This window comes from Streptomyces sp. NRRL WC-3618 (assembly GCF_001280005.1).
In the GTDB taxonomy this organism is placed as follows: domain Bacteria; phylum Actinomycetota; class Actinomycetes; order Streptomycetales; family Streptomycetaceae; genus Streptomyces.
This window is the reverse complement of sequence record NZ_LGDW01000492.1, coordinates 22,834-41,804: the sequence shown is the minus strand read 5'-3', so window position 1 is coordinate 41,804 and position 18,971 is coordinate 22,834. Positions and strand designations below refer to the sequence as shown.

At 71.2% G+C, this 18,971-nt stretch carries 18 protein-coding genes and 2 pseudogenes; 14 read left to right on the top strand and 6 right to left on the bottom strand.

Annotation, left to right across the window (positions count from 1 at the left end; genetic code table 11):
- Nucleotides 1–279 precede the first annotated feature (279 nt).
- The 3 genes from ADL01_RS39950 to ADL01_RS39940 all read left to right on the top strand — a co-directional run bounded on the left by ADL01_RS39950 (nucleotide 280) and on the right by ADL01_RS39940 (nucleotide 3,898).
- Nucleotides 280–1,899 carry an ABC-F family ATP-binding cassette domain-containing protein gene (locus ADL01_RS39950; protein ID WP_053746999.1) on the top strand — a complete coding sequence of 540 codons (1,620 nt, stop codon included), beginning with the start codon at nucleotides 280–282 and terminating at the stop codon, nucleotides 1,897–1,899.
- Nucleotides 1,900–2,002: 103 nt separating this feature from the next.
- Complete coding sequence (gene ddaH / locus ADL01_RS39945; protein ID WP_053746998.1) at nucleotides 2,003–2,779, top strand: dimethylargininase; 777 nt, start codon at nucleotides 2,003–2,005, stop codon at nucleotides 2,777–2,779.
- A 141-nt stretch (nucleotides 2,780–2,920) separates the two neighbouring features.
- Nucleotides 2,921–3,898 (top strand): acyl-ACP desaturase, encoded by a 978-nt coding sequence (locus tag ADL01_RS39940; protein ID WP_053746997.1) that lies wholly within the window; start codon nucleotides 2,921–2,923, stop codon nucleotides 3,896–3,898.
- 125 nt (nucleotides 3,899–4,023) lie between these two features.
- Here ADL01_RS39940 and ADL01_RS39935 read toward each other — a convergent pair whose 3' ends face one another.
- Nucleotides 4,024–4,278: a WhiB family transcriptional regulator gene (locus ADL01_RS39935; protein ID WP_053746996.1), complete on the bottom strand. Its 255-nt coding sequence runs from the start codon at nucleotides 4,276–4,278 to the stop codon at nucleotides 4,024–4,026.
- Nucleotides 4,279–4,586: 308 nt separating this feature from the next.
- On the opposite strand from ADL01_RS39935, the gene ADL01_RS39930 reads away from it, so the two are divergent.
- The gene (locus ADL01_RS39930; RefSeq protein ID WP_053747017.1) at nucleotides 4,587–5,378 is read left to right on the top strand and encodes a VOC family protein; all 792 of its coding nucleotides are present in this window, start codon (nucleotides 4,587–4,589) and stop codon (nucleotides 5,376–5,378) included.
- Between the two features lie 119 nt (nucleotides 5,379–5,497).
- Here the strand turns inward: ADL01_RS39930 and ADL01_RS39925 are convergent, their stop codons facing one another.
- Complete coding sequence (locus tag ADL01_RS39925; RefSeq protein ID WP_053746995.1) at nucleotides 5,498–6,517, bottom strand: LacI family DNA-binding transcriptional regulator; 1,020 nt, start codon at nucleotides 6,515–6,517, stop codon at nucleotides 5,498–5,500.
- Nucleotides 6,518–6,648: 131 nt separating this feature from the next.
- Nucleotides 6,649–6,756, bottom strand: a pseudogene (locus ADL01_RS47080) (copper oxidase); the annotation flags it as partial.
- 38 nt (nucleotides 6,757–6,794) lie between these two features.
- On the opposite strand from ADL01_RS47080, the pseudogene ADL01_RS39920 reads away from it, so the two are divergent.
- A pseudogene (locus ADL01_RS39920) lies at nucleotides 6,795–7,349 on the top strand (3-keto-disaccharide hydrolase); the annotation flags it as partial.
- 78 nt (nucleotides 7,350–7,427) lie between these two features.
- On the opposite strand, the gene ligD reads toward ADL01_RS39920, so the two are convergent.
- Complete coding sequence (gene ligD / locus ADL01_RS39915) at nucleotides 7,428–8,438, bottom strand: non-homologous end-joining DNA ligase (RefSeq protein ID WP_053746993.1); 1,011 nt, start codon at nucleotides 8,436–8,438, stop codon at nucleotides 7,428–7,430.
- A 74-nt stretch (nucleotides 8,439–8,512) separates the two neighbouring features.
- Between ligD and ADL01_RS39910 the strand changes: the two genes are divergently transcribed.
- Nucleotides 8,513–9,613, top strand: a complete 1,101-nt coding sequence (locus ADL01_RS39910) for an ATP-dependent DNA ligase (RefSeq protein WP_053746992.1) — start codon at nucleotides 8,513–8,515, stop codon at nucleotides 9,611–9,613.
- 148 nt (nucleotides 9,614–9,761) lie between these two features.
- Entirely contained in the window at nucleotides 9,762–10,751 is a 990-nt protein-coding gene (locus ADL01_RS39905; RefSeq protein WP_053746991.1) for a DUF3048 domain-containing protein, read from the top strand.
- Between the two features lie 124 nt (nucleotides 10,752–10,875).
- Here ADL01_RS39905 and ADL01_RS39900 read toward each other — a convergent pair whose 3' ends face one another.
- Nucleotides 10,876–11,607: an IclR family transcriptional regulator gene (locus ADL01_RS39900; RefSeq protein ID WP_078961057.1), complete on the bottom strand. Its 732-nt coding sequence runs from the start codon at nucleotides 11,605–11,607 to the stop codon at nucleotides 10,876–10,878.
- A gap of 166 nt (nucleotides 11,608–11,773) precedes the next feature.
- Nucleotides 11,774–12,238, bottom strand: coding sequence for a MarR family winged helix-turn-helix transcriptional regulator (locus ADL01_RS39895; protein WP_053746989.1), 465 nt, complete (start codon nucleotides 12,236–12,238; stop codon nucleotides 11,774–11,776).
- 231 nt (nucleotides 12,239–12,469) lie between these two features.
- On the opposite strand from ADL01_RS39895, the gene ADL01_RS39890 reads away from it, so the two are divergent.
- The 7 genes from ADL01_RS39890 to pcaD are packed head-to-tail and all read left to right on the top strand — an operon-like array spanning nucleotide 12,470 to nucleotide 18,926.
- Nucleotides 12,470–13,198, top strand: a complete 729-nt coding sequence (locus tag ADL01_RS39890) for a CoA transferase subunit A (protein WP_053746988.1) — start codon at nucleotides 12,470–12,472, stop codon at nucleotides 13,196–13,198.
- The gene (locus ADL01_RS39885) at nucleotides 13,198–13,845 is read left to right on the top strand and encodes a CoA transferase subunit B (protein ID WP_053746987.1); all 648 of its coding nucleotides are present in this window, start codon (nucleotides 13,198–13,200) and stop codon (nucleotides 13,843–13,845) included. The genes ADL01_RS39890 and ADL01_RS39885 overlap by 1 nt, the downstream gene beginning before the upstream one ends.
- A 5-nt stretch (nucleotides 13,846–13,850) precedes the next feature.
- Nucleotides 13,851–15,053: a thiolase family protein gene (locus ADL01_RS39880; protein WP_053747016.1), complete on the top strand. Its 1,203-nt coding sequence runs from the start codon at nucleotides 13,851–13,853 to the stop codon at nucleotides 15,051–15,053.
- A 9-nt stretch (nucleotides 15,054–15,062) separates the two neighbouring features.
- Nucleotides 15,063–15,836, top strand: a complete 774-nt coding sequence (gene pcaH, locus ADL01_RS39875; protein WP_053746986.1) for a protocatechuate 3,4-dioxygenase subunit beta — start codon at nucleotides 15,063–15,065, stop codon at nucleotides 15,834–15,836.
- Nucleotides 15,836–16,444, top strand: coding sequence for a protocatechuate 3,4-dioxygenase subunit alpha (pcaG, locus tag ADL01_RS39870; protein ID WP_053746985.1), 609 nt, complete (start codon nucleotides 15,836–15,838; stop codon nucleotides 16,442–16,444). The genes pcaH and pcaG overlap by 1 nt, the downstream gene beginning before the upstream one ends.
- Nucleotides 16,441–17,802 (top strand): 3-carboxy-cis,cis-muconate cycloisomerase, encoded by a 1,362-nt coding sequence (gene pcaB / locus ADL01_RS39865; RefSeq protein ID WP_053746984.1) that lies wholly within the window; start codon nucleotides 16,441–16,443, stop codon nucleotides 17,800–17,802. Before pcaG ends, pcaB begins: the two co-directional genes overlap by 4 nt.
- Complete coding sequence (gene pcaD, locus ADL01_RS39860; protein ID WP_053746983.1) at nucleotides 17,799–18,926, top strand: 3-oxoadipate enol-lactonase; 1,128 nt, start codon at nucleotides 17,799–17,801, stop codon at nucleotides 18,924–18,926. Before pcaB ends, pcaD begins: the two co-directional genes overlap by 4 nt.
- The last annotated feature ends 45 nt before the right edge of the window (nucleotides 18,927–18,971 follow it).

Here is an 18,971-nt window from a genome sequence, read left to right as displayed (position 1 = left end):
TTTCCTCGTTTAATGCTTTGACAGCCTGAAACGCCTCTTCCTACGCTTGCAGCGGTCCTGTTGCCGTCGAATGGAGAAGGACGTTGCTCTACTGAGGTCCTGAGACACCGCGCCCCACACCCTCGCAGTGGTGTGTCCGCGTGCGTGCGACCTCGGTGTTCGAGCCGTCCATGACTCCCTCCGGAGCAGGGCCTTTCTCGTGCGACCAGGATTCTCCCGCCGCCCGTCGGTGTCTCGACACGCGTTTGCCCCCACCGAATCAAGCAACCGCGAGGCCGTATGTCAGCCACCCTTTCCATCGCAGTCACCTCCCTGTCCTTCGCCTGGCCCGACGGCACCGCCGTCTTCGAGGGCCTCGACGCCGCGTTCGGCCCCGGTCGCACCGGGCTGGTCGGCGTCAACGGGTCAGGAAAATCAACCCTGTTGAAGCTGATCGCCGGGCAGCTGTCAGCCGCCGACGGCACCGTCCGGGTCGCGGGCGACGTCGGCTATCTCCCGCAGAGCGTCACCCTCGACACCGCCCTGCGCGTCGAGGAGGTCCTCGGTATCTCCGCCCGCCGGGCCGCGCTGCACGCCATCGAGGCGGGTGACGTGGCCGAGGAGCACTTCGAGACGATCGGCGACGACTGGGACGTCGAGGAACGAGCTCTCGTCACCCTCGGCGAACTCGGGCTCGGTCACATCGACTTGGACCGCACGGTCGGCGAGGTCTCGGGCGGCGAGGCGGTCCTCCTGCGGCTGGCCGCCCTGCTCCTCGACCGCCCGGACGTACTTCTGCTGGACGAGCCGACCAACAACCTGGACCTGTACGCGCGCCGACGCCTGTACACGGCCGTCTCCTCCTGGTCCGGTGTGCTGGTCGTGGTCAGCCACGACCGCGAACTCCTGGACCTGGTCGACCAGATCGCCGATCTGCGCTCCGGCAAGGTCACCTGGTACGGCGGCAACTTCTCGGCGTACGAGGAGGCGCTCGCCACCGAACAGGACGCGGCGGAGCGCATGGTGCGCGTCGCCGAGGCCGACCTGAAGAAGCAGAAGCGCGAACTGGTCGACGCACAGGTCAAGTTGGCCCGCCGCAAGAAGTACGGGCAGAAGATGTTCGAGCAGAAACGCGAGCCGAAGATCGTCATGGGGGCGCGTAAAAGGTCCGCCCAGGAGTCGGCCGGCAAGCACCGCATCATGCACGAGGAGCGGCTCGCCGACGCGAAGGAGCGGCTCGACGAGGCCGTGGACGCCGTACGGGACGACGACGAGATCCGTATCGACCTGCCGTACACGGCCGTACCGCCGGGCCGTACCGTACTCACGCTCCTGGACCTGGAGTTGGCGTACGGAGCGAGCGTGGCGGGCTCCTTCGACCTGCGCGGGCCCGAGCGGGTCGCGCTGATCGGGCGCAACGGGGCGGGCAAGACGACCCTGCTGCGGACGATCGCCGGGGAACTGGAACCGGTTTCCGGGGAGGCACGCGCGCACGTACCGCTGCGTTTCCTGCCCCAGCGGCTCGATGTGCTCGACGACGAGCTCACGGTCGCGGAGAACGTGGCCCGGTTCTCGCCCGGCGCCACCAACAACCGGGTACGCGCCCGGCTGGCCCGCTTCCTGTTCCGGGGCGCGCGCGCCGACCAGCAGGCGGCGACCCTGTCGGGCGGTGAGCGGTTCCGCGCCGCCCTGGCCGCCCTGATGCTGGCGGAGCCCGCACCGCAGCTCCTGATGCTGGACGAACCGACCAACAACCTGGACATGGCGAGTGCGCGACAGCTCACGACAGCCCTGGACTCCTATGAGGGCGCGCTGATCGTGGCCAGCCACGACCTGCCGTTCCTGGAGTCGATCGGGATCACCCGGTGGCTGCTGCTGGACGGGGAGCTGAGGGAGATCGACGCGGAGGAGGTGGGGTGACGTACGAAGGGCCGCGAGCCCCGGTCTGACCTCCGGGGCTTTTGTCCGCGCGGCCCGCGCTGCATGATGTGCGCGGACACCCCCTTCCGATACGGAGCCACTCGTGCCCAGCAAGAAGGCGCTCATACGCCGCCCCAGCCCGCGCCTGGCCGAGGGCCTCGTCACGCACATCGAGCGCGAGGAGATCGACGCCGACCTCGCCGGCCGGCAGTGGGAGGCGTACGCGGAGGCGCTGCGCACCCACGGCTGGGAGACCGTCGAGGTGGATCCGGCGGACGACTGCCCGGACTCGGTGTTCGTCGAGGACGCGGTGGTCGTCTACCGCAACGTCGCGCTGATCGCGCGGCCCGGCGCCGAGTCCCGGCGCGCCGAGACCGCAGGCGTCGAGGAGGCGGTGGCCCGCCTCGGCTGTTCGGTGAACTGGGTCTGGGAGCCGGGCACCCTGGACGGCGGGGACATCCTCAAGGTCGGCGACACGATCTACGTCGGGCGGGGCGGGCGGACGAACGCCGCCGGGGTGCAGCAGCTCAAGGCCGTGTTCGAGCCGCTCGGCGCAAGGGTCGTGGCCGTACCGGTGAGCAGTGTGCTGCATCTGAAGTCGGCGGTCACCGCGCTGCCGGACGGAACCGTCATCGGGTACGCGCCGCTGGTGGACACCCCGTCCCTCTTCCCGCGCTTCCTGGCGGTGCCGGAGGAGTCGGGGGCGCACGTGGTGCTGCTGGGCGGCGGGAAGCTGCTGATGGCGGCGAGCGCGCCGAAGACGGCCGAACTGCTCGCCGATCTGGGCCACGAGCCGGTGGTCGTCGACATCAGCGAGTTCGAGAAGCTCGAGGGCTGTGTGACCTGCCTCTCGGTACGGCTGCGGGAGCTGTACGTCTGACCTCCAGCCGAGCCCGCTGATCAGAGATCTTTACAAGGCTCTTAACCTACGGTCGCGTAACCTACGGGAACGTAGCCTACGATGCCGTAGGTTGAGTACCGGCAGTCCGTATACCGCTCGCACCGTCATTCTGGAGCATTCATGACGATCACTTCTCCGCACCTCGGCAGCCCGTCCGGCGCCTGGACAGACGCCCGGCTGCTGTTCGCCCTGGAAGAAGTGGTCGAGACCGAACTCAACCGGCATCTGAAGGTCGCCAAGGACTGGATGCCGCACGAGTACGTGCCGTGGAGCGACGCCCGCAACTTCCCCGGCATCTTCGAGGACGGCGAGGCCTGGGACAAGGAGCAGTCCAAGGTCACCGAGCTGGGCCGGATCGCCCTGGTCGTCAACCTCCTCACCGAGGACAACCTCCCCAGCTACCACCACGAGATCGCCAGCCTGTTCGGCCGTGACGGCGCCTGGGGCACCTGGGTGCACCGCTGGACGGCGGAGGAGGGTCGGCACGGCATCGTGATGCGCGACTACCTGCTCGCGTCCCGCGCCGTCGACCCCGACCAGCTCGAGGCGTTCCGTATGCAGCACATGGCCGAGGGCTTCGAGTCCGACAACCGGCACTCGATGCTGCACTCGGTGGCGTACGTGGCCTTCCAGGAGCTGGCCACCCGCGTCTCGCACCGCAACACCGGCCACCAGTCCGGCGACCCGGTCTGCGACCGCATGCTGGCCCGCATCGCGACCGACGAGAACCTGCACATGGTCTTCTACCGGAACCTGCTGAAGGCCGCCTTCGAACTCGCGCCCGACCTGACCATGCAGGCCGTCCGGGACGTGATCGTGAACTTCCGCATGCCCGGTCACGGCATGCCCGGCTTCGAGCGGGCCGCCGCGCAGATGGCGATCGGCGAGGTCTACAACATGCGCATCCACCACGACGACGTGCTCCAGCCCGTCCTGCGCCATCTGAAGGTCATGGAGATGAGCGACCTCAGCGGCGAGGGCCTCCAGGCCCAGGAGGAACTGGGCATGTACATGGGTGGCCTGGACGCGGAGGCCGCCAAGTTCGACGCGAAGCTCGCGGCCCGCAAGGCCCGCATGGCGGCCCGCGCCGCCGGCTGACCCACGCCGGAACACCACTCACTCGTACGCCGTCACCTCGTCCAGCGCCGCGTCCCGCACGTCGGCCATGGGGTGGCGGCGCAGTGCTTTCCCCGGGCCCGCGCCGGGAATCGCCGCCCGAGAGGTCAGTGGGAGGTGTGGGAGGTGCGCCGGAGGCTGAGCCGTTCCTTCTCGGAGAGGCCGCCCCAGACGCCGAACCGTTCGTCGTTGCTGAGTGCGTACTCCAGGCAGGCGGGGCGCATCTCGCACATCCCGCAGATGCGCTTCGCCTCGCGCACCGAACTGCCGGGCTCGGGAAAGAAGAAGTCGGCCCCGGTCTCCGCGCACAGGGCCTGCGCCTGCCAGGCGCTGTCCATCGGGGTGATCGTCTCGTAGTGCATGGGTCAGATCGTGCCGGGCGGTGAAAAACGTTCGCTCAACGTCCGATCAACGCCTCGTGCCCGGCCCGGAGGGAGAGCGAGGGGCCTCGGTGGTCCGGGCCGCTGCCGGTCCGCTGTCCGTCCTCTGCCGGTCCGCCCGATGATGCTCCCGCCGGATGCGCCGGTGCACGGCGGCGCGCGGAGCGTTCCGGAACACGGTGGCCGGGGCACGGACGTGCTCCGGCGGCGATTGTCAGTGGGCGGTGCGAGACTCGGCAGAGCAGTCGACGGGGCCCTCGCAGCGGGCGGGGCCCAAGAGGAGGGCAATGATGCTCACCACCCGTTTCGTGACCGGTGCTCCGAACTGGATCGATCTCGGCACCCCCGACATCGCGGGTGCCACCGCCTTCTACCGTGCGCTCTTCGGCTGGGACTTCCAGTCGGCGGGCCCCGAGGCCGGCGGGTACGGCTTCTTCCAGCTGGACGGCAAGACCGTCGCGGGCGGCATGCAGAGCACCGAGGGCCAGGGTCCGCCGTCGTGGACGGTGTCGTTCCAGACCCCGGACGCCGACGCGACCGCCAAGGCCGCCGAGCAGGCCGGGGGCGGCACTCCGGCGCCGCCCATGGATGTCATGGACGCGGGCCGGATGGCCATCCTCACCGACACCACCGGCGCCGTCTTCGGCCTCTGGCAGCCCGGCCGGATCAAGGGCCTCGAGGTCGCGGGCGACCCCGGCTCCCTGTGCTGGGTGGAGCTCTACACGACGGACGTGCCCAAGGTCGCCGCGTTCTACGGCGCCGTACTGGGCCTGGAGACCTCGGCGGTGCAGTTCCCCGGCGGGTCGTACACGTGCGTGAACCCGGAGGGTGCCGGGGACGACGGGATGTTCGGCGGAATCGTCGATGTGGACGACGACCCGACGGGCACCGGGGCCGCTCCGCACTGGCTGCCCTATTTCGAGGTCACCGACGCCGACGCGACCGTCACCACGGCCCAGGAACACGGCGGCCAGGTCACCATGCCGGCCACGGACATGGAGGGCGTCGGCCGCATCGCACGGCTCACCGACCCGTACGGGGCACGCTTCGCGGTGATCAAGAGCGCAACGCCGCAGACGTAACAGGAGGGACGCCCCCCGGAGGGGCGCGCTCCCAAGGGCGCGCTCCCAAGGGGGCGCGGGGAACTGCGCGACAAGCCCCCACCGGCCCGCACCAGACGAACCACCCGCCCTAAGAACCCCTACGCCGAGGCGCGACGAACCAGCGTGGTCGGCAGGACCACGCTGGACGGCGCGCCCCCCGCAGGGACCACCGCACCGAGCAGCAGCCGCGCCATCAGCCTGCCCATCTCCTCGATGTCCTGGCGGACCGTGGTGAGCGGCGGGTCGCTCTGCTCGGCGACGGGCAACATGTCGTCGAAGCCGACCACGGCGACGTCCTCCGGCACCCTCCGTCCGCGTTCGCGCAGGATCCGCAGGGCGCCCGAGGCGCTGAGGTCGTTGGCGGCGAACACGGCGTCCAGGTCCGGACACCGGTCGAGGAGTTCACGCATCGCGCGTTCCCCGCCCGCCGGCGTGAAGTCGCTCTCGACGATCAGCCGTGGGTCGGCGTCCGGCATGACGTCCCGGAACCCGTCGCGCCGGTCCGCCGCCGAGGTCTGGTCGAGGGGGCCCGTGATGTGCGCGATCCGCGTCCGCCCGAGGGCGACGAGATGCCGTACGGCGGTGCGGGCGCCGCCCCGGTTGTCGCTGTCGACGTACACGGCGTCGCGGGTGCCGTCGCTCCAGCCGGGCCGGCCACCGAACACGGTGGGAACGCCGGCACGCTGGACCAGGCCGGGCAGTGGGTCGTCGAGGTGCAGGGAGAAGACGAGGGCACCGTCGACGTGCCCTCCGGCGAGATACCGGCCGACGCGGGAGTGGTCGTCGCGTCCTTCGGTGAGCAGCAGTACGAGCTGGGAATCGTGAGCGGTCAACTCCTTGCTGATGCCTCGGAGTTGAAGGGCGAAGAAGGGGTCGGCGAAGACCCGGGGCTCCGGTTCGGCGATGACGACGGCGACGGCGTCGTGCCGCCTGGTGACCAGGGAGCGGGCCGCCTGGTTGGGCACGTACCCGAGCTCCTCGACGGCACGCCTGACCCGTTCGACGAGGGGTTCGCGTACGCCGTCCCCGCCGTTCACGACGCGCGACGCGGTGGCCCGGGAGACTCCCGCCCGCGCGGCCACGGCCTCCAGAGTGGGACGCGACGCGGTCTCGGTCACTTCGGGGCTCCTCATCGGCGGTTGCCGTCACAATAGTCCCGGCCCGCAAGGGATGAGAGCGCTCGCGGACCTCGTCAGTGCTCGTGCGCCGACTGCGGCTCGCCGGCCCCGCTCGCGCCGTGCGGTTCGTATCCCGCCCGCCAGGTCCCGTCCGTACGGCGGCCCGGGGCGTGTGTGCGCCAGGTGTAGGTGCGACTGCCGCCGGGTTCGACGTCACTGTGGGTCAGTTTCGTGCCGTCGCAACAACGACGTCCCGCTCAACATCCTCGCCAACCCGAACGACGACGGGTCGATCACCAGCGGCACGACGGTCGACGGCCTGGGCATGCTGTGGTTCCCGGAGCGGAAGTACGGCGACTTCTCGCTGAAGCTCCAGTGGCGTGACGACGCACCGGGCACGGGCAACGCCAACGCCGGTGTGTTCGTGCGCTTCCCGTGGGTCCACGGTCATCCGCAGGAGGCCCGGCCGGAGTGGGTGGCCATCGAGTACGGGCACGAGATGCAGGTGCTCGACCGGCCTGACGGCGACATGTACAAGACGGGTTCGGTCTACGGCTTCGACCGGGTGGGCCTCGCCGGGGCCGGCGTCACCCAGAAGGGCACCTGGAACGACTACGAGATCCGGGTGGTCGACCAGCACTACTCGGTGTACCGCAACGGCGTGCTGGTCAACGAGTTCGACAACATCGGGGGCCAGGACTTCACCCCGCCGCGCTCGGACGACCCGGGCACGGACGGACGGCGGTTCGCGTCCGGGTACATCGGCCTCCAGGTGCACGGCACGACCGATGTGATCTCGTACCGGGACGTCCAGATCAAGGAACTGTCCTGACCAGGGGGTCGCCTCCCCATCGGTGGCGTGACCGCCCCGACCGGGAGGCGACCTCGTCGGGGTTGGTTCTTGGCCAAGTCACCCCTTGCGGGCCCGGCTTGGCTGTACGCGCTTGGGCTCGCCCGGCATCTTCGGGTACTCCGGTGGATACGGCAGGTCGCCGAGTCCGTGCTCGTGTTCGTCGCGGCGGGCGAGTTCGAGCAGGGCGTCGAGAGAGAAGGCGTGGTCGTCCATGTCGGCGTGGACGTCGCCGAATTGAGCGAACCGGCCGGGCATGGTCGCGAGGTCGAAGTCGAGGGGCCGCGCGTCACCGACCTCCTCCCACTTCAGGGGCGCCGAGACCGGTGCGTGCGGCCGGGGCCGTACGGAGTAGGCGGAGGCGATGGTGCGGTCGCGGGCGGTCTGGTTGTAGTCGACGAAGATCCGCTCCCCGCGCTCCTCCTTCCACCACCTGGTCGTCACCTGCTGCGGCATCCGCCGCTCCAGCTCCCGTCCGGCGGCGATCGCCGCCCGCCGCACCTGCGTGAACGTCCACCGCGGTTCGATCGGCACGAAGACATGCAGACCGCGCCCGCCGGAGGTCTTGGGCCAGCCGCGCAGCCCGCCGAACTCGTCGAGTACGGCGCGCAGTTCGTGCGCGGCACGTACGGCGTCCTCATAATCCGTACCGGGCTGCGGGTCGAGGTCCAGGCGCAGTTCGTCGGGGTGGTCGACATCGGCGCGCCGCACCGGCCAGGGATGGAAGGTGAGGGTGCCGAACTGGGCGGCCCACAGCACGGCGGCGACCTCGGTCGGGCACATCTCGTCGGCGCTGCGACCACTGGGGAAGGTGATGTGGGCGGTCGGAATCCAGTCGGGCATGTTCTTGGGCGCCCGCTTCTGGAAGAAGTTCTCGCCGGTCACCCCCTCCGGATAGCGCTCCAGGGTGGTGGGCCGGTCACGCAGCGCACGCAGGATGCCGGGACCGACGGCGAGGTAGTACCGCGCGAGGTCGAGCTTGGTGAAGCCACGCTCCGGAAAGAAGACCTTGTCCGGACTGGACAGCCGCACCGCCCGACCGAACGCTTCCAGCTCCACCGCTTCGCCCATGCGAGCCACGGTAGGCGTACCGCGCGAAGCTCGCACACCGGGCGATTACGGTCGGGCGCGCGCAGAATCGAACCATGGATCTCCCGGTCATGCCCCCCGTGAAACCGATGCTCGCCAAGTCCGTGGCGCAGATCCCCCCGGGCATGCACTACGAGGCGAAGTGGGACGGTTTTCGGGCGATCGCGTTTCGCGACGGCGCCGAGGTCGAGGTCGCCAGCCGCACCACCAAGTCGCTGACCAGGTACTTCCCCGAGCTGGTGGCGGCGCTGCGGGAGCGGCTGCCCGAGCGGTGCGTGGTGGACGGAGAGATCGTGATCGCGCTCGGCGGGCGTCTGGACTTCGACGCGCTGACCGAGCGTATTCACCCCGCCGAGTCCCGGGTGCGGACGCTGGCCGAACGGAATCCGGCGTCTTTCGTCGCGTTCGACCTGCTGGCGCTGGGTGACGAGTCACTCGTCGACGTTCCGCTGGCCGACCGGCGCGCGCTGCTCACCATGGCGTTGTCCGGCGTAACCGCGCCTGTTCATGTGGCGCCGGCGACCACGGACATCGAGGTGGCGCGGCGGTGGTTCGAGCAGTACGAGGGGGCGGGTCTCGACGGTGTCGTGGCCAAGCCGCTCACCTTGCGCTACCGGCCGGACGAACGGGTGATGTTCAAGGTCAAGCACGAGCGGACGGCGGATGTCGTCGTGGCCGGGTACCGGCTGCACAAGAGCGGACCGATCGTGGGCTCGCTGCTGCTCGGGCTGTACGACGCCCGGGGTGTCCTCCAGCATGTCGGGGTGAGCGCCGCGTTCCCGATGAAGCGGCGGGCCGAACTCGTCGCGGAGCTGGAGCCGCTGCGGCTGGCGGACGTGGGTGAGCATCCGTGGGCGGCCTGGGCGGACGAGGCGGCGCACGAGGCGTCGCGGCTGCCGGGGGCGCCGAGCCGGTGGTCGGCGAAGAAAGACTTCTCGTGGATCCCGCTGCGTCCCGAACTGGTCGCCGAGGTGGCGTACGACCATATGGAGAACGGCGCCCGCTTCCGGCACACGGCCCGTTTCCGCCGCTGGCGCCCGGACCGTACGGCCGACAGCTGCACGTACGACCAGCTGGAGGAGCCGGTGGGATACGACCTCGCGGAGATCCTCGGCCCGCAGGGCACTCAGGGCGCTCAGGGCGGCACTCAGGACTGAGGGCAGCCTTCGGGCTCGTCTCTCGTTTCCCGTGGGCCGTTTGGCCCCTTCACGCGCGCGATCAGAATTTATCGGGCGTGGCCACCATTGAAACGATAAGCGCACAATCGTAGGCACGGATGTGGTGGCGACGGTGGACAGGCGACAGATGACGCGGATGGCACGGACGCAGCGCCGGGGAATGGCTACGGCGGCGCTGCTGGCCGCCGCCCTCTCGGCCTCCTTGATGGCCGGCTGTACGTCGAACGACCGCTCCGACGACGGGCGCGGACACAGCCACAGTCAGGAACCCGACCACCGCAAGTCGCACGAGCCGAAGGGTGCCGGACCCCTGCTCGCCGTGAAGATCGACAACGTCGACGCGGCGCGTCCCCAGACGGGCCTGGAGGCGGCGGACATCGTGTATGCCGAACAGGTCGAGGGCGGTCTGAGCCGGCTGCTGGCGATCTACGCGACCCGGCTGCCGAAGGCCGTCGGGCCGGTGCGCAGCGCACGCGAGTCCGATCTGGAGCTGCTGCGTCAGTTCGACGAGCCGACGCTCGCCTTCTCCGGGGCCCAGAACAAGCTGCTGCCGCTGATCGACCGGGCACCCCTGAACGCCGAGTCCCCGGAGTCGGCGACGTCCGGCGCGTACTACCGGGGCCCGGACCGAGCGGCGCCGCACAACCTGTTTCTGCGGCCGCAGCGGCTGGTCGGCGTCGCGCCGGGAGCGGACGCGCTGACCACCGGCTTCCGTTACGGCACCGCGCCCGAGGGCGGGACGCCGCTGGCGTCGCGCACCGTCCGCTTCCCGTCGGCGCGCTTCACGTTCACCTGGTCCGCGGACCGGCACCGCTGGCTGGTGTCGATGGACGGTGCCCCGACCGTCACGACCGACGACAACCGGATCGCCGCCGCGACGGTCGTCGTGCAGTACGTGAAGGTGCGCGAGTCGCGGTTCCACGACGTCCTCGGCAACAACTCGCCGTACACCCTGTCCGTGGGATCGGGCCGGGCACAGGTCCTGCGGGACGGACGGGCGTTCGATGTGAAGTGGCGGCGCGGGTCTGCGGCGGAGGGGACGGCCTTCACGACGGCGGACGGTACGCCGGTGAACTTCGCGAAGGGGCAGGTGTGGGTGGTGTTCGCGACGGCCTGACGGGTGCGGGCCCCGCCGTCCGACGCGCGGGCCGGTGCCGGGGTCGCCGTACCGGCCGACGCGCCGACCCACGCCCGCCGCATCACGCGTCACGCATCCACCACGCATCGAGCGGAGCGCCCCCTCACGCCTCGAACGGCAGCCCCGCCCGCGCCAGTTCCCCCGCCGCCCCGCGCAGCGCCGCCGCGAACCGGGTCACCCGCTCCGGCGTGAACCGCGTACTCGGCCCGCCGAAGGACAGCGCGGCCATCACCGCGCCGCGCCTCCCCCGTACCGGCACGGCCACCGCCGACAGGCCCTCCTCGCGCTCACCGTGGCTCACGGCGTACCCCTGGTCGCGGGCCTCCTTGATCCAGGTCCGGAGGGTCACCAGATGTCCGGCTCCGTACGGTGAGGCCTGCGCGACGCGCAGGAGCAGCATGTCCGGGGCGTCCACCAGCAGCGCCTTGGCCACGCCGCCCGCCCACAGCGGGAGTTCGTCGCCGACCCGCACGACCTGGCGCAGCGCCTGCGGGCCCTCCTCCTGGGCGATGCAGACGCGGTGGATGTCCCGGCGCACATACAGGTGCACCGTCTCCTTGTGCTCGGCGGCGAGGTCGCGCAGCAGCGCCTGCGCCGCGGCCGGCAGTCGCCAGGCCTGTTCGGCGAGCCGGGACCAGCGCAGCAGCGCCGGGCCCGCTATGTAGCGGCCGTGCTCGTCGACCCAGAGCAGTCCGTTGATCCGCAGGGTCTGGAGCAGGCGCAGCACGGTGGTCTTCGGCAGCCCGGAGGCGCTGACGATCTCACGGAGGGACAGCGCGGGCCTGACCTCGTCGAAGAGCCCGAGAACGTCGATGGCCCGCTGCACGGTCCGCATCCCCGCGGGTTCGGACTCTCGCGCGTCTCCTGCCCCGGATCCTCCGGCTGCCATCCCTGTCCCCTTCTCGGCTCCGGACGACGGGTGGTCCGGGCGACGGTCTCGTCCCCGCACGGTATCCGCTCCAGGTCCGCTGAGCGGACCCGGCCGGGCTGGGGACGTGCCGTCAGCGGGGGGAGGTGAGCGGTTCCGCCGGGTTGCGCAGACCTTCCGCCGCGTCGCAGACCCGCTGGATGAGTTCGAGGAACACGGTCTGTTCGTCGGCGGAGAGCGGGGCGAGGAAGACCTGGTTCATCCGGGCCGTCCGCACGGTCAGCTTGCGGTGGGTGCGCACTCCGTCGTCCGTGGGGCGCAACAGGGAGCGACGGCCGTCCTCCGGGTCGCGCACCTTGTCGATGAGGTCCCGGCGGCCGAGTCTGCTGACGACCTCGGCGACCGTGGACCGGTCGAGGCCCACCCGTTCCCCGACCGTGCGCTGGTCCAGGCCCGGTTCGGCGACCAGCGCGTTCAGTACGGCGAACTGCGGCGAGGTGATCTCCTCGGAGACCATCGTGTTCCACAGCAGGTAGTGGGCCTGCTGGAGTCGCCGGGCGAGGTGCCCGGGGTGGGTGGAGAGGTCCACCGCGGCCATGTCCGCTCCTGGGGTCGTCGTCTTCTGCGCACAGAATTTCGTTGGTGTATTTCGTTGGTGTACTGACGATACCGTCCAGTCGTCTCTATGTCTCCCGCCTGGACACACTGCCCCCACCTGCCATTTTCGCATGACTCTTGACGCCATGACCGACGAGTGGCAGCGTGAGGGAAACCTTGCTGAAATACTCAGTGCCCTGAGTAATTGCTCGGAAGAGATGGGGCTTCACGGATGGACAAGGTGGTCGCCACAGCCCTGGAGGCGGTGGCCGATGTGCCGGACGGCGCGTCGCTCGCGGTGGGCGGTTTCGGGCTCAGCGGTGTGCCGAACGTGCTGATCGAGGCTCTGTACGAGCGCTCGGTCTCGGGCCTGTCGGTGGTGTCGAACGGGTTCCGCCGGGGGGGGGGCGGGCCCCCCCCCCTCCCCCTTGTAAAAGGGGGGGAAATCAAGGTTCCCCCCCGCCAGTACCTCGCCGGTGAGCTGGAGCTCGAGCTGATCCCGCAGGGCACGCTCGCCGAGCGGCTGCGCGCCGGCGGCGCCGGAATCCCCGCGTTCTACACACCCGCCGGGGTCGGCACCCAGGTCGCGGAGGGCGGACTGCCCTGGCGGTACGACGGCTCCGGTGGCGTCGCGCTGGCCTCGCCGCCGAAGGAGGTACGGGAGTTCGACGGCACGGAGTACGTGCTGGAGCGCGCCATCCGCACCGACTTCGCGCTGGTCCGGGCCGCCAAGGGCGACCGGCACGGCAACCTGGTCTTCAACAAGTCCACCCGGAACTTCAACCCCCTCGCGGCCATGGCCGGCCGGATCACGGTCGCCGAGGTCGAGGAACTGGTGGAGCCCGGCGAGATCGACCCGGACGCGGTGCACCTGCCGGGCATCTTCGTGCAACGGGTGATCGCCCTGACGCCCGAGCAGGCGGCCGACAAGCGGATCGAGCAGCGGACGGTGAGCAGCTGATGGCCTGGAACAGGGAAGAGATGGCCGCCCGGGCCGCGCGTGAGCTGCGCGACGGGCAGTACGTGAACCTGGGCATCGGTCTGCCGACGCTGATCCCCAACTACCTCCCCGCCGACGTCGAGGTGATCCTGGAGTCGGAGAACGGCATCCTGGGCACCGGCCCCTACCCGACCGAGGACCAGGTCGACCCGGATCTGATCAACGCGGGCAAGGAGACGGTGACCGTCCTGCCGGGCGCCTCCTTCTTCGACTCGGCGCTGTCCTTCGGGATGATCCGCGGCGGGCACATCGACGTCGCCGTACTGGGCGCGATGCAGGTGTCCGCCGGGGGCGACCTGGCGAACTGGGCCATCCCCGGCAAGCTGGTCACCGGGATCGGCGGGGCGATGGACCTGGTGCACGGCGCTCGCACGGTGATCGTCGTCATGACGCACACCGCGAAGGACGGCTCGCCGAAGATCCTGGAGCAGTGTGAACTGCCGCTCACCGGCAAGGCGTGTGTGAACCGGGTCATCACCGACCTGGGTGTTCTCGATGTCACCGAGGACGGGCTGGTGCTCGTCGAGACCGCGCCGGGTGTCGGCGTCGAGGAGATCGTGGCGAAGACCGCCGCGAAGGTCCGCATCCCCGAGGAGATCCAGCCGTGAGCCGTCTGAAGGACGTCTACATCGTCGACGCCGTACGGACCCCGATCGGCCGCTACAACGGCGGCCTGGCCGGCCTGCGCCCGGACGACCTCGCCGCCCACGCCATCCGTGAACTCCTCGCCCGGACGCCCGGCCTGGACCCCGCCCGTGTCGAGGACGTCTACTTCGGCAACGCCAACGGCGCCGGCGAGGAGAACCGCAACGTCGCCCGGATGGCGGGCCTCCTCGCCGGGCTGCCCACCTCGGTCCCCGGCGTCACCGTCAACCGGCTGTGCGCGTCCGGTCTGGAAGCGGTGATCCAGGCCGCCCGCGCCATCGCCGTCGGCGACGCCTCCATCGCGCTCGCGGGCGGTGTGGAGTCCATGACCCGCGCCCCCTACGTCCTGCCCAAGAACGACCGGCCCTTCCCCGCCGGGCACACCGAGCTGTACTCGACCACGCTCGGCTGGCGCATGACCAACCCGAGGATGGACCCGCGCTGGACGATCCCGCTGGGCGAGTCCGCCGAACTCATCGCCGACAAGCACAAGATCACCCGCGAGCAGCAGGACGAGTTCGCCCTCGCCAGCCACCAGAAGGCCGCCGCGGCACAGCGGGCAGGCCTGTTCGACGCCGAGCTCGCCCCCGTCCCGGTGCCCCAGCGCAAGGGCGACCCGGTCGCCTTCGCCGCCGACGAATGCGTACGCGCCGACGCCTCCCTCGCGGCCATGGCCGGGCTCAAGCCGTCCTTCCGCCCCGAGGGCGGCACCGTCACGGCGGGCAACGCCTCCCCCCTCAACGACGGCGCCGCCGCCCTCCTCCTGGTCGACGAGGAGGGTCTGAAGGCCACCGGCCGCGAACCCCTCGCCCGGGTCTCGGCGACCGGCGTCTCGGCCATCGACCCGAACTACTTCGGGCTCGCCCCGGTCGAAGCCGTCAACCGCGCACTCGCCAAGGTCGGCAAGGGATTTGACGACCTGTCAACTCTCGAACTGAATGAGGCGTTCGCCGCCCAGGTCCTCGGCTGCGTCGCCGAATGGCCCGAGTTCGACCCGGCGGTCCTCAACCCGCAGGGCGGTGCGATCGCCCTCGGGCATCCGCTCGGCGCCTCCGGTGCCCGGCTCGCCGGGACCGTCGCCCACCAACTCGCCCGCAAGGGCACGGGAGTCGGTGTCGCCACCCTCTGCATCGGCGTGGGCCAGGGCCTCGCCCTCGTCCTCGAACGCTAGGAACTCCCCATGGCTCTCACCCAGTCGGACATCGACACCGAGGTCAGCGACCTCCAGGACGCCTACGACAAGGCGGTCGCCGAAGGCGCCCCCGTACAGAACCATCCGCCGCGCGACTACGCCCCGTACCGCAGCTCGGTGCTGCGGCACCCGAAGCAGCCGCTGGTCGCGGTGAGCGGCGGGGACCCGGAGACGGTCGAGCTGTCGGGGCCGGTGTTCGGGGCCACCGACATCACCGAGATCGACAGCGACCTCACCGTCCAGCACCAGGGCGAGCCGCTCGGCGAGCGCATCACCGTCTCCGGACGGCTCCTCGACCGCAGCGGGCGGCCCGTGCGCGGTCAGCTGATCGAGCTGTGGCAGGCCAACGCCTCCGGCCGGTACGCGCATCTGCGGGACCAGCACCCGGCGCCGCTCGACCCCAACTTCACCGGTGTGGGGCGGGTCCTGACGGATGATCAGGGACGGTACCGGTTCACCACGATCAAGCCGGGCGCGTACCCGTGGCGCAACCACACCAACGCCTGGCGGCCCGCGCACATCCACTTCTCGGTCTTCGGCACGGCGTTCACGCAGCGGCTCGTGACGCAGATGTACTTCCCGAACGACCCGCTGTTCCGCTACGACCCGATCCTGCGCTCGGTGACCGACGAGGCCGCCCGCAATCGCCTCGTCGCCGAGTACAACCACGACCTGTCCCAGCCCGAGTTCTCGCTCGGCTACGAGTGGGACATCGTCCTCGACGGTCCCTCCGCCACCTGGATCGAAGAAGGCCGCGACTGATGAGCGTCTCCCCCGCCTCTCCTGTCTCTCCCGCGTCTCCCGTCGCCCCGGAGAACCTTCGCCCCACCCCGTCGCACACCGTGGGCCCCTTCTACGGGTATGCGCTCCCCTTCCCCGAGGGCGAGCAGGTCGCGCCCAAGGGCCACCCGGACACGGTCACCCTCCACGGGTACGTCCTGGACGGCGCGGGCGACCCGATCCCCGACGCCCTGCTGGAGTTCTGGCAGGCGGCGCCCGACGGCTCCCTCTCCGGCGCCCCCGGCTCGCTGCGCCGCGACCCGGTGACGGGCGGCTTCCTGGGCCGCAACGGCACCGACTTCACGGGCTTCGGGCGGGTCGCCACGGACGCCGACGGGCACTACGCGCTGTACACGCTGCCGCCGGGCAACGCGGGCCTGCCGTACATCAGCGTGTGTGTGTTCGCGCGCGGTCTGCTGACCCACCTGTACACGCGTGCGTATCTGGCGGACGGCGCCGATCCGCTGCTCGACTCCCTGCCGGCCGAGCGGCGCGCCACGCTGGTCGCCGCCGAGGGCGAGCGGCGCACGTACCGTTTCGACATCCGCCTTCAGGGCGAGGGCGAAACGGTCTTCCTGGAGTTCGAGTGACACCACCTGCCGATGCCGAGTCCGACGCCGACACCGGCCTGCTCTCCCCCGGGTGGGCCGGTTCCCCGGCGGCCGCCGCGACGAGCGACACCGCGTATCTGCGGGCGATGCTCGACGCGGAGGCCGCGCTGACCCGGGCGCAGGCAGGCCTGGGGCTGGCGCCCGGGGAGGCGGCCACGGCGGTCGACGCGGCCGTCCACGAGGCCGCCTCCTTCGACGTACGGTCGATCGCGCTGCGCGCCCGGTCCGGCGGCAACCCGGTGATCCCCCTGGTCGCGGACCTGACGGCGGCGGTCGGCGCGCAGTACGGGCCGTACGTGCACCGGGGTGCGACCAGCCAGGACATCCTGGACACGGCGACGATGCTGGTCGCCGCCCGCACCCTGGACCTGGTCCTCGCCGACCTCGACCGCACCGCGCGCGCCCTCGCCCGGCTCGCCGCCGACCACCGCGACACCCCGATGCCGGGCCGCACGCTCACCCAGCACGCCGTACCGACGACCTTCGGCCTGAAGGCGGCGGGCTGGCGTTCGCTCGTGCTGGACGCACGGGACCGCCTCACGGCCGTACGACAGAGCCTGCCCGCCCAACTCGGGGGCGCCGCAGGCACCTTGGCCGCGTTTACCGTGTTCGGCGCGGGCGACCCACCGGTGGACACCCGAGCCCTCGTCGCCGCCTACGCCCGTGAACTCGGCCTCGCCGATCCGGTGTTGCCCTGGCACACCCTGCGCACCCCGGTCGCCGATCTCGCCGGGGCGCTCGCCTTCACGGCCGGCGCCCTCGGGAAACTCGCCGCCGACGTGCTGACGCTGGCCCGTACCGAGATCGCCGAGGTGTCCGAGGGCAGCGGCGGGGGTTCGTCGGCGATGCCGCACAAGGCGAATCCCGTACGGTCGACGCTGATCGCCGCCGCGGCCCGACGCGCACCGCAGCTCGCGGCCACGTTGTTCGGGGCTCTGGTCGCCGAGGACGAACGGCCGGCCGGTGCCTGGCACGCCGAGTGGGAGCCGCTCAGGGAGCTGCTCCGGCTGACCGGGGGCGCGGCCCGGGACGCCGTGGAGCTGACCGAGGGGCTGCGCGTGCACCCGGATGTCATGCGCCAACACCTGGGCCTCACCCACGGGTTGATCGTCTCCGAGCGGCTGGCCGTCGAACTCTCACCCGTGCTGGGCCGGGCCCGCGCGAAGGAGCTGCTCACCCAAGTGGCCGCCCGGACCTACACCGAAGGCCGGACACTCGTCGAACTCCTGGCCGAGGAGTACGAGTTGAAGGACCTGCCCCTCAACGACCTGACGGACCCCGCCCGTTACACCGGCTCCGCCGGAACCCTCACCGACCGTGCTCTGGAGCGACCGTGACCGACAAGCTGCTGCACCACCGCGTCGAGGGCTCCGTCACCGCTCCCCCGCTGCTGCTCGGGCCCTCGCTCGGCACGTCGTACGCCCTCTGGGACAAGGTGGCGCCCGAGCTGTCCGTCACGCACCGGGTGGTCCGCTGGGACCTGCCAGGGCATGGGGGTTCGGCGCCCGGGCTGATCGGGCCGGGGGCCACCGTCGGGGATCTGGCCGCGCTCGTGCTGGCGCTCGCCGACTCCCTCGGGATCGCCCGATTCGCCTACGCGGGCGTGTCGTTGGGCGGTGCGGTGGGTCTGCATCTTGCCGTCCACCACCCGGAGCGCGTGTCGTCGCTCGCCGTGCTGTGCTCCTCGGCCCACTTCAACGGCAGCAAGCCGTGGGAGGAGCGGGCCGCCCTGGTGCGGAGCGAGGGGCTGGCAGGGCTCGCCGCGAGTGCCGACGCCCGCTGGTTCACGCCCGGGTTCACCGTGCCGGAGCTGGTCGCGGATCACCGAAACGCCGATCCGGACGCGTACGCCGCCTGCTGCGACGCGCTGGCCGCCTTCGATCTGCGCGAGCGGCTGGCCGGGATCGACGTGCCCACCCTGCTCGTCGCCGGGCGGCAGGACCCGGCCACTCCCCCGGCCCATCTGCGGGAGATCGCGGACGCCGTGCCGCGTGCCACGCTCGTCGAACTGCCGGGCGCCTCCCATCTGGCGGTCGCGCAGTGCCCGGAGGCCGTGCTGGCCGCGCTGCGCCCGCACTTCGGGGTGGCTCCCCGGCGGGGCATGGAGGTGCGTCGGCAGGTACTCGGCGACGCCCACGTGGACCGGGCGCAGGAACGGCAGACGCCCTTCACGGCCCGCTTCCAGGACTTCATCTCGCGCTACGCGTGGGGCGAGATCTGGACCGACCCGACCCTCACCCGGCGCGAGCGCAGCATGATCACGCTCACCGCCCTGGTCGCCCACGGCCACTACGACGAGCTGGCGATGCACGTCCGCGCGGCGCGCGGCAACGGGCTCTCCCCCGAGGAGATCGGCGCGGTGCTGCTCCAGACGGCCGTGTACTGCGGGGTCCCTGCGGCCAACTCGGCGTTCGCGGTGGCGCAGCGCGTACTGGCGGAGGAGGACGGCGCGCAAGGGTGACCCCGCTGGTCGCAGGCTCGGCAGGTCCTCGTCCGGGCCCGCGTG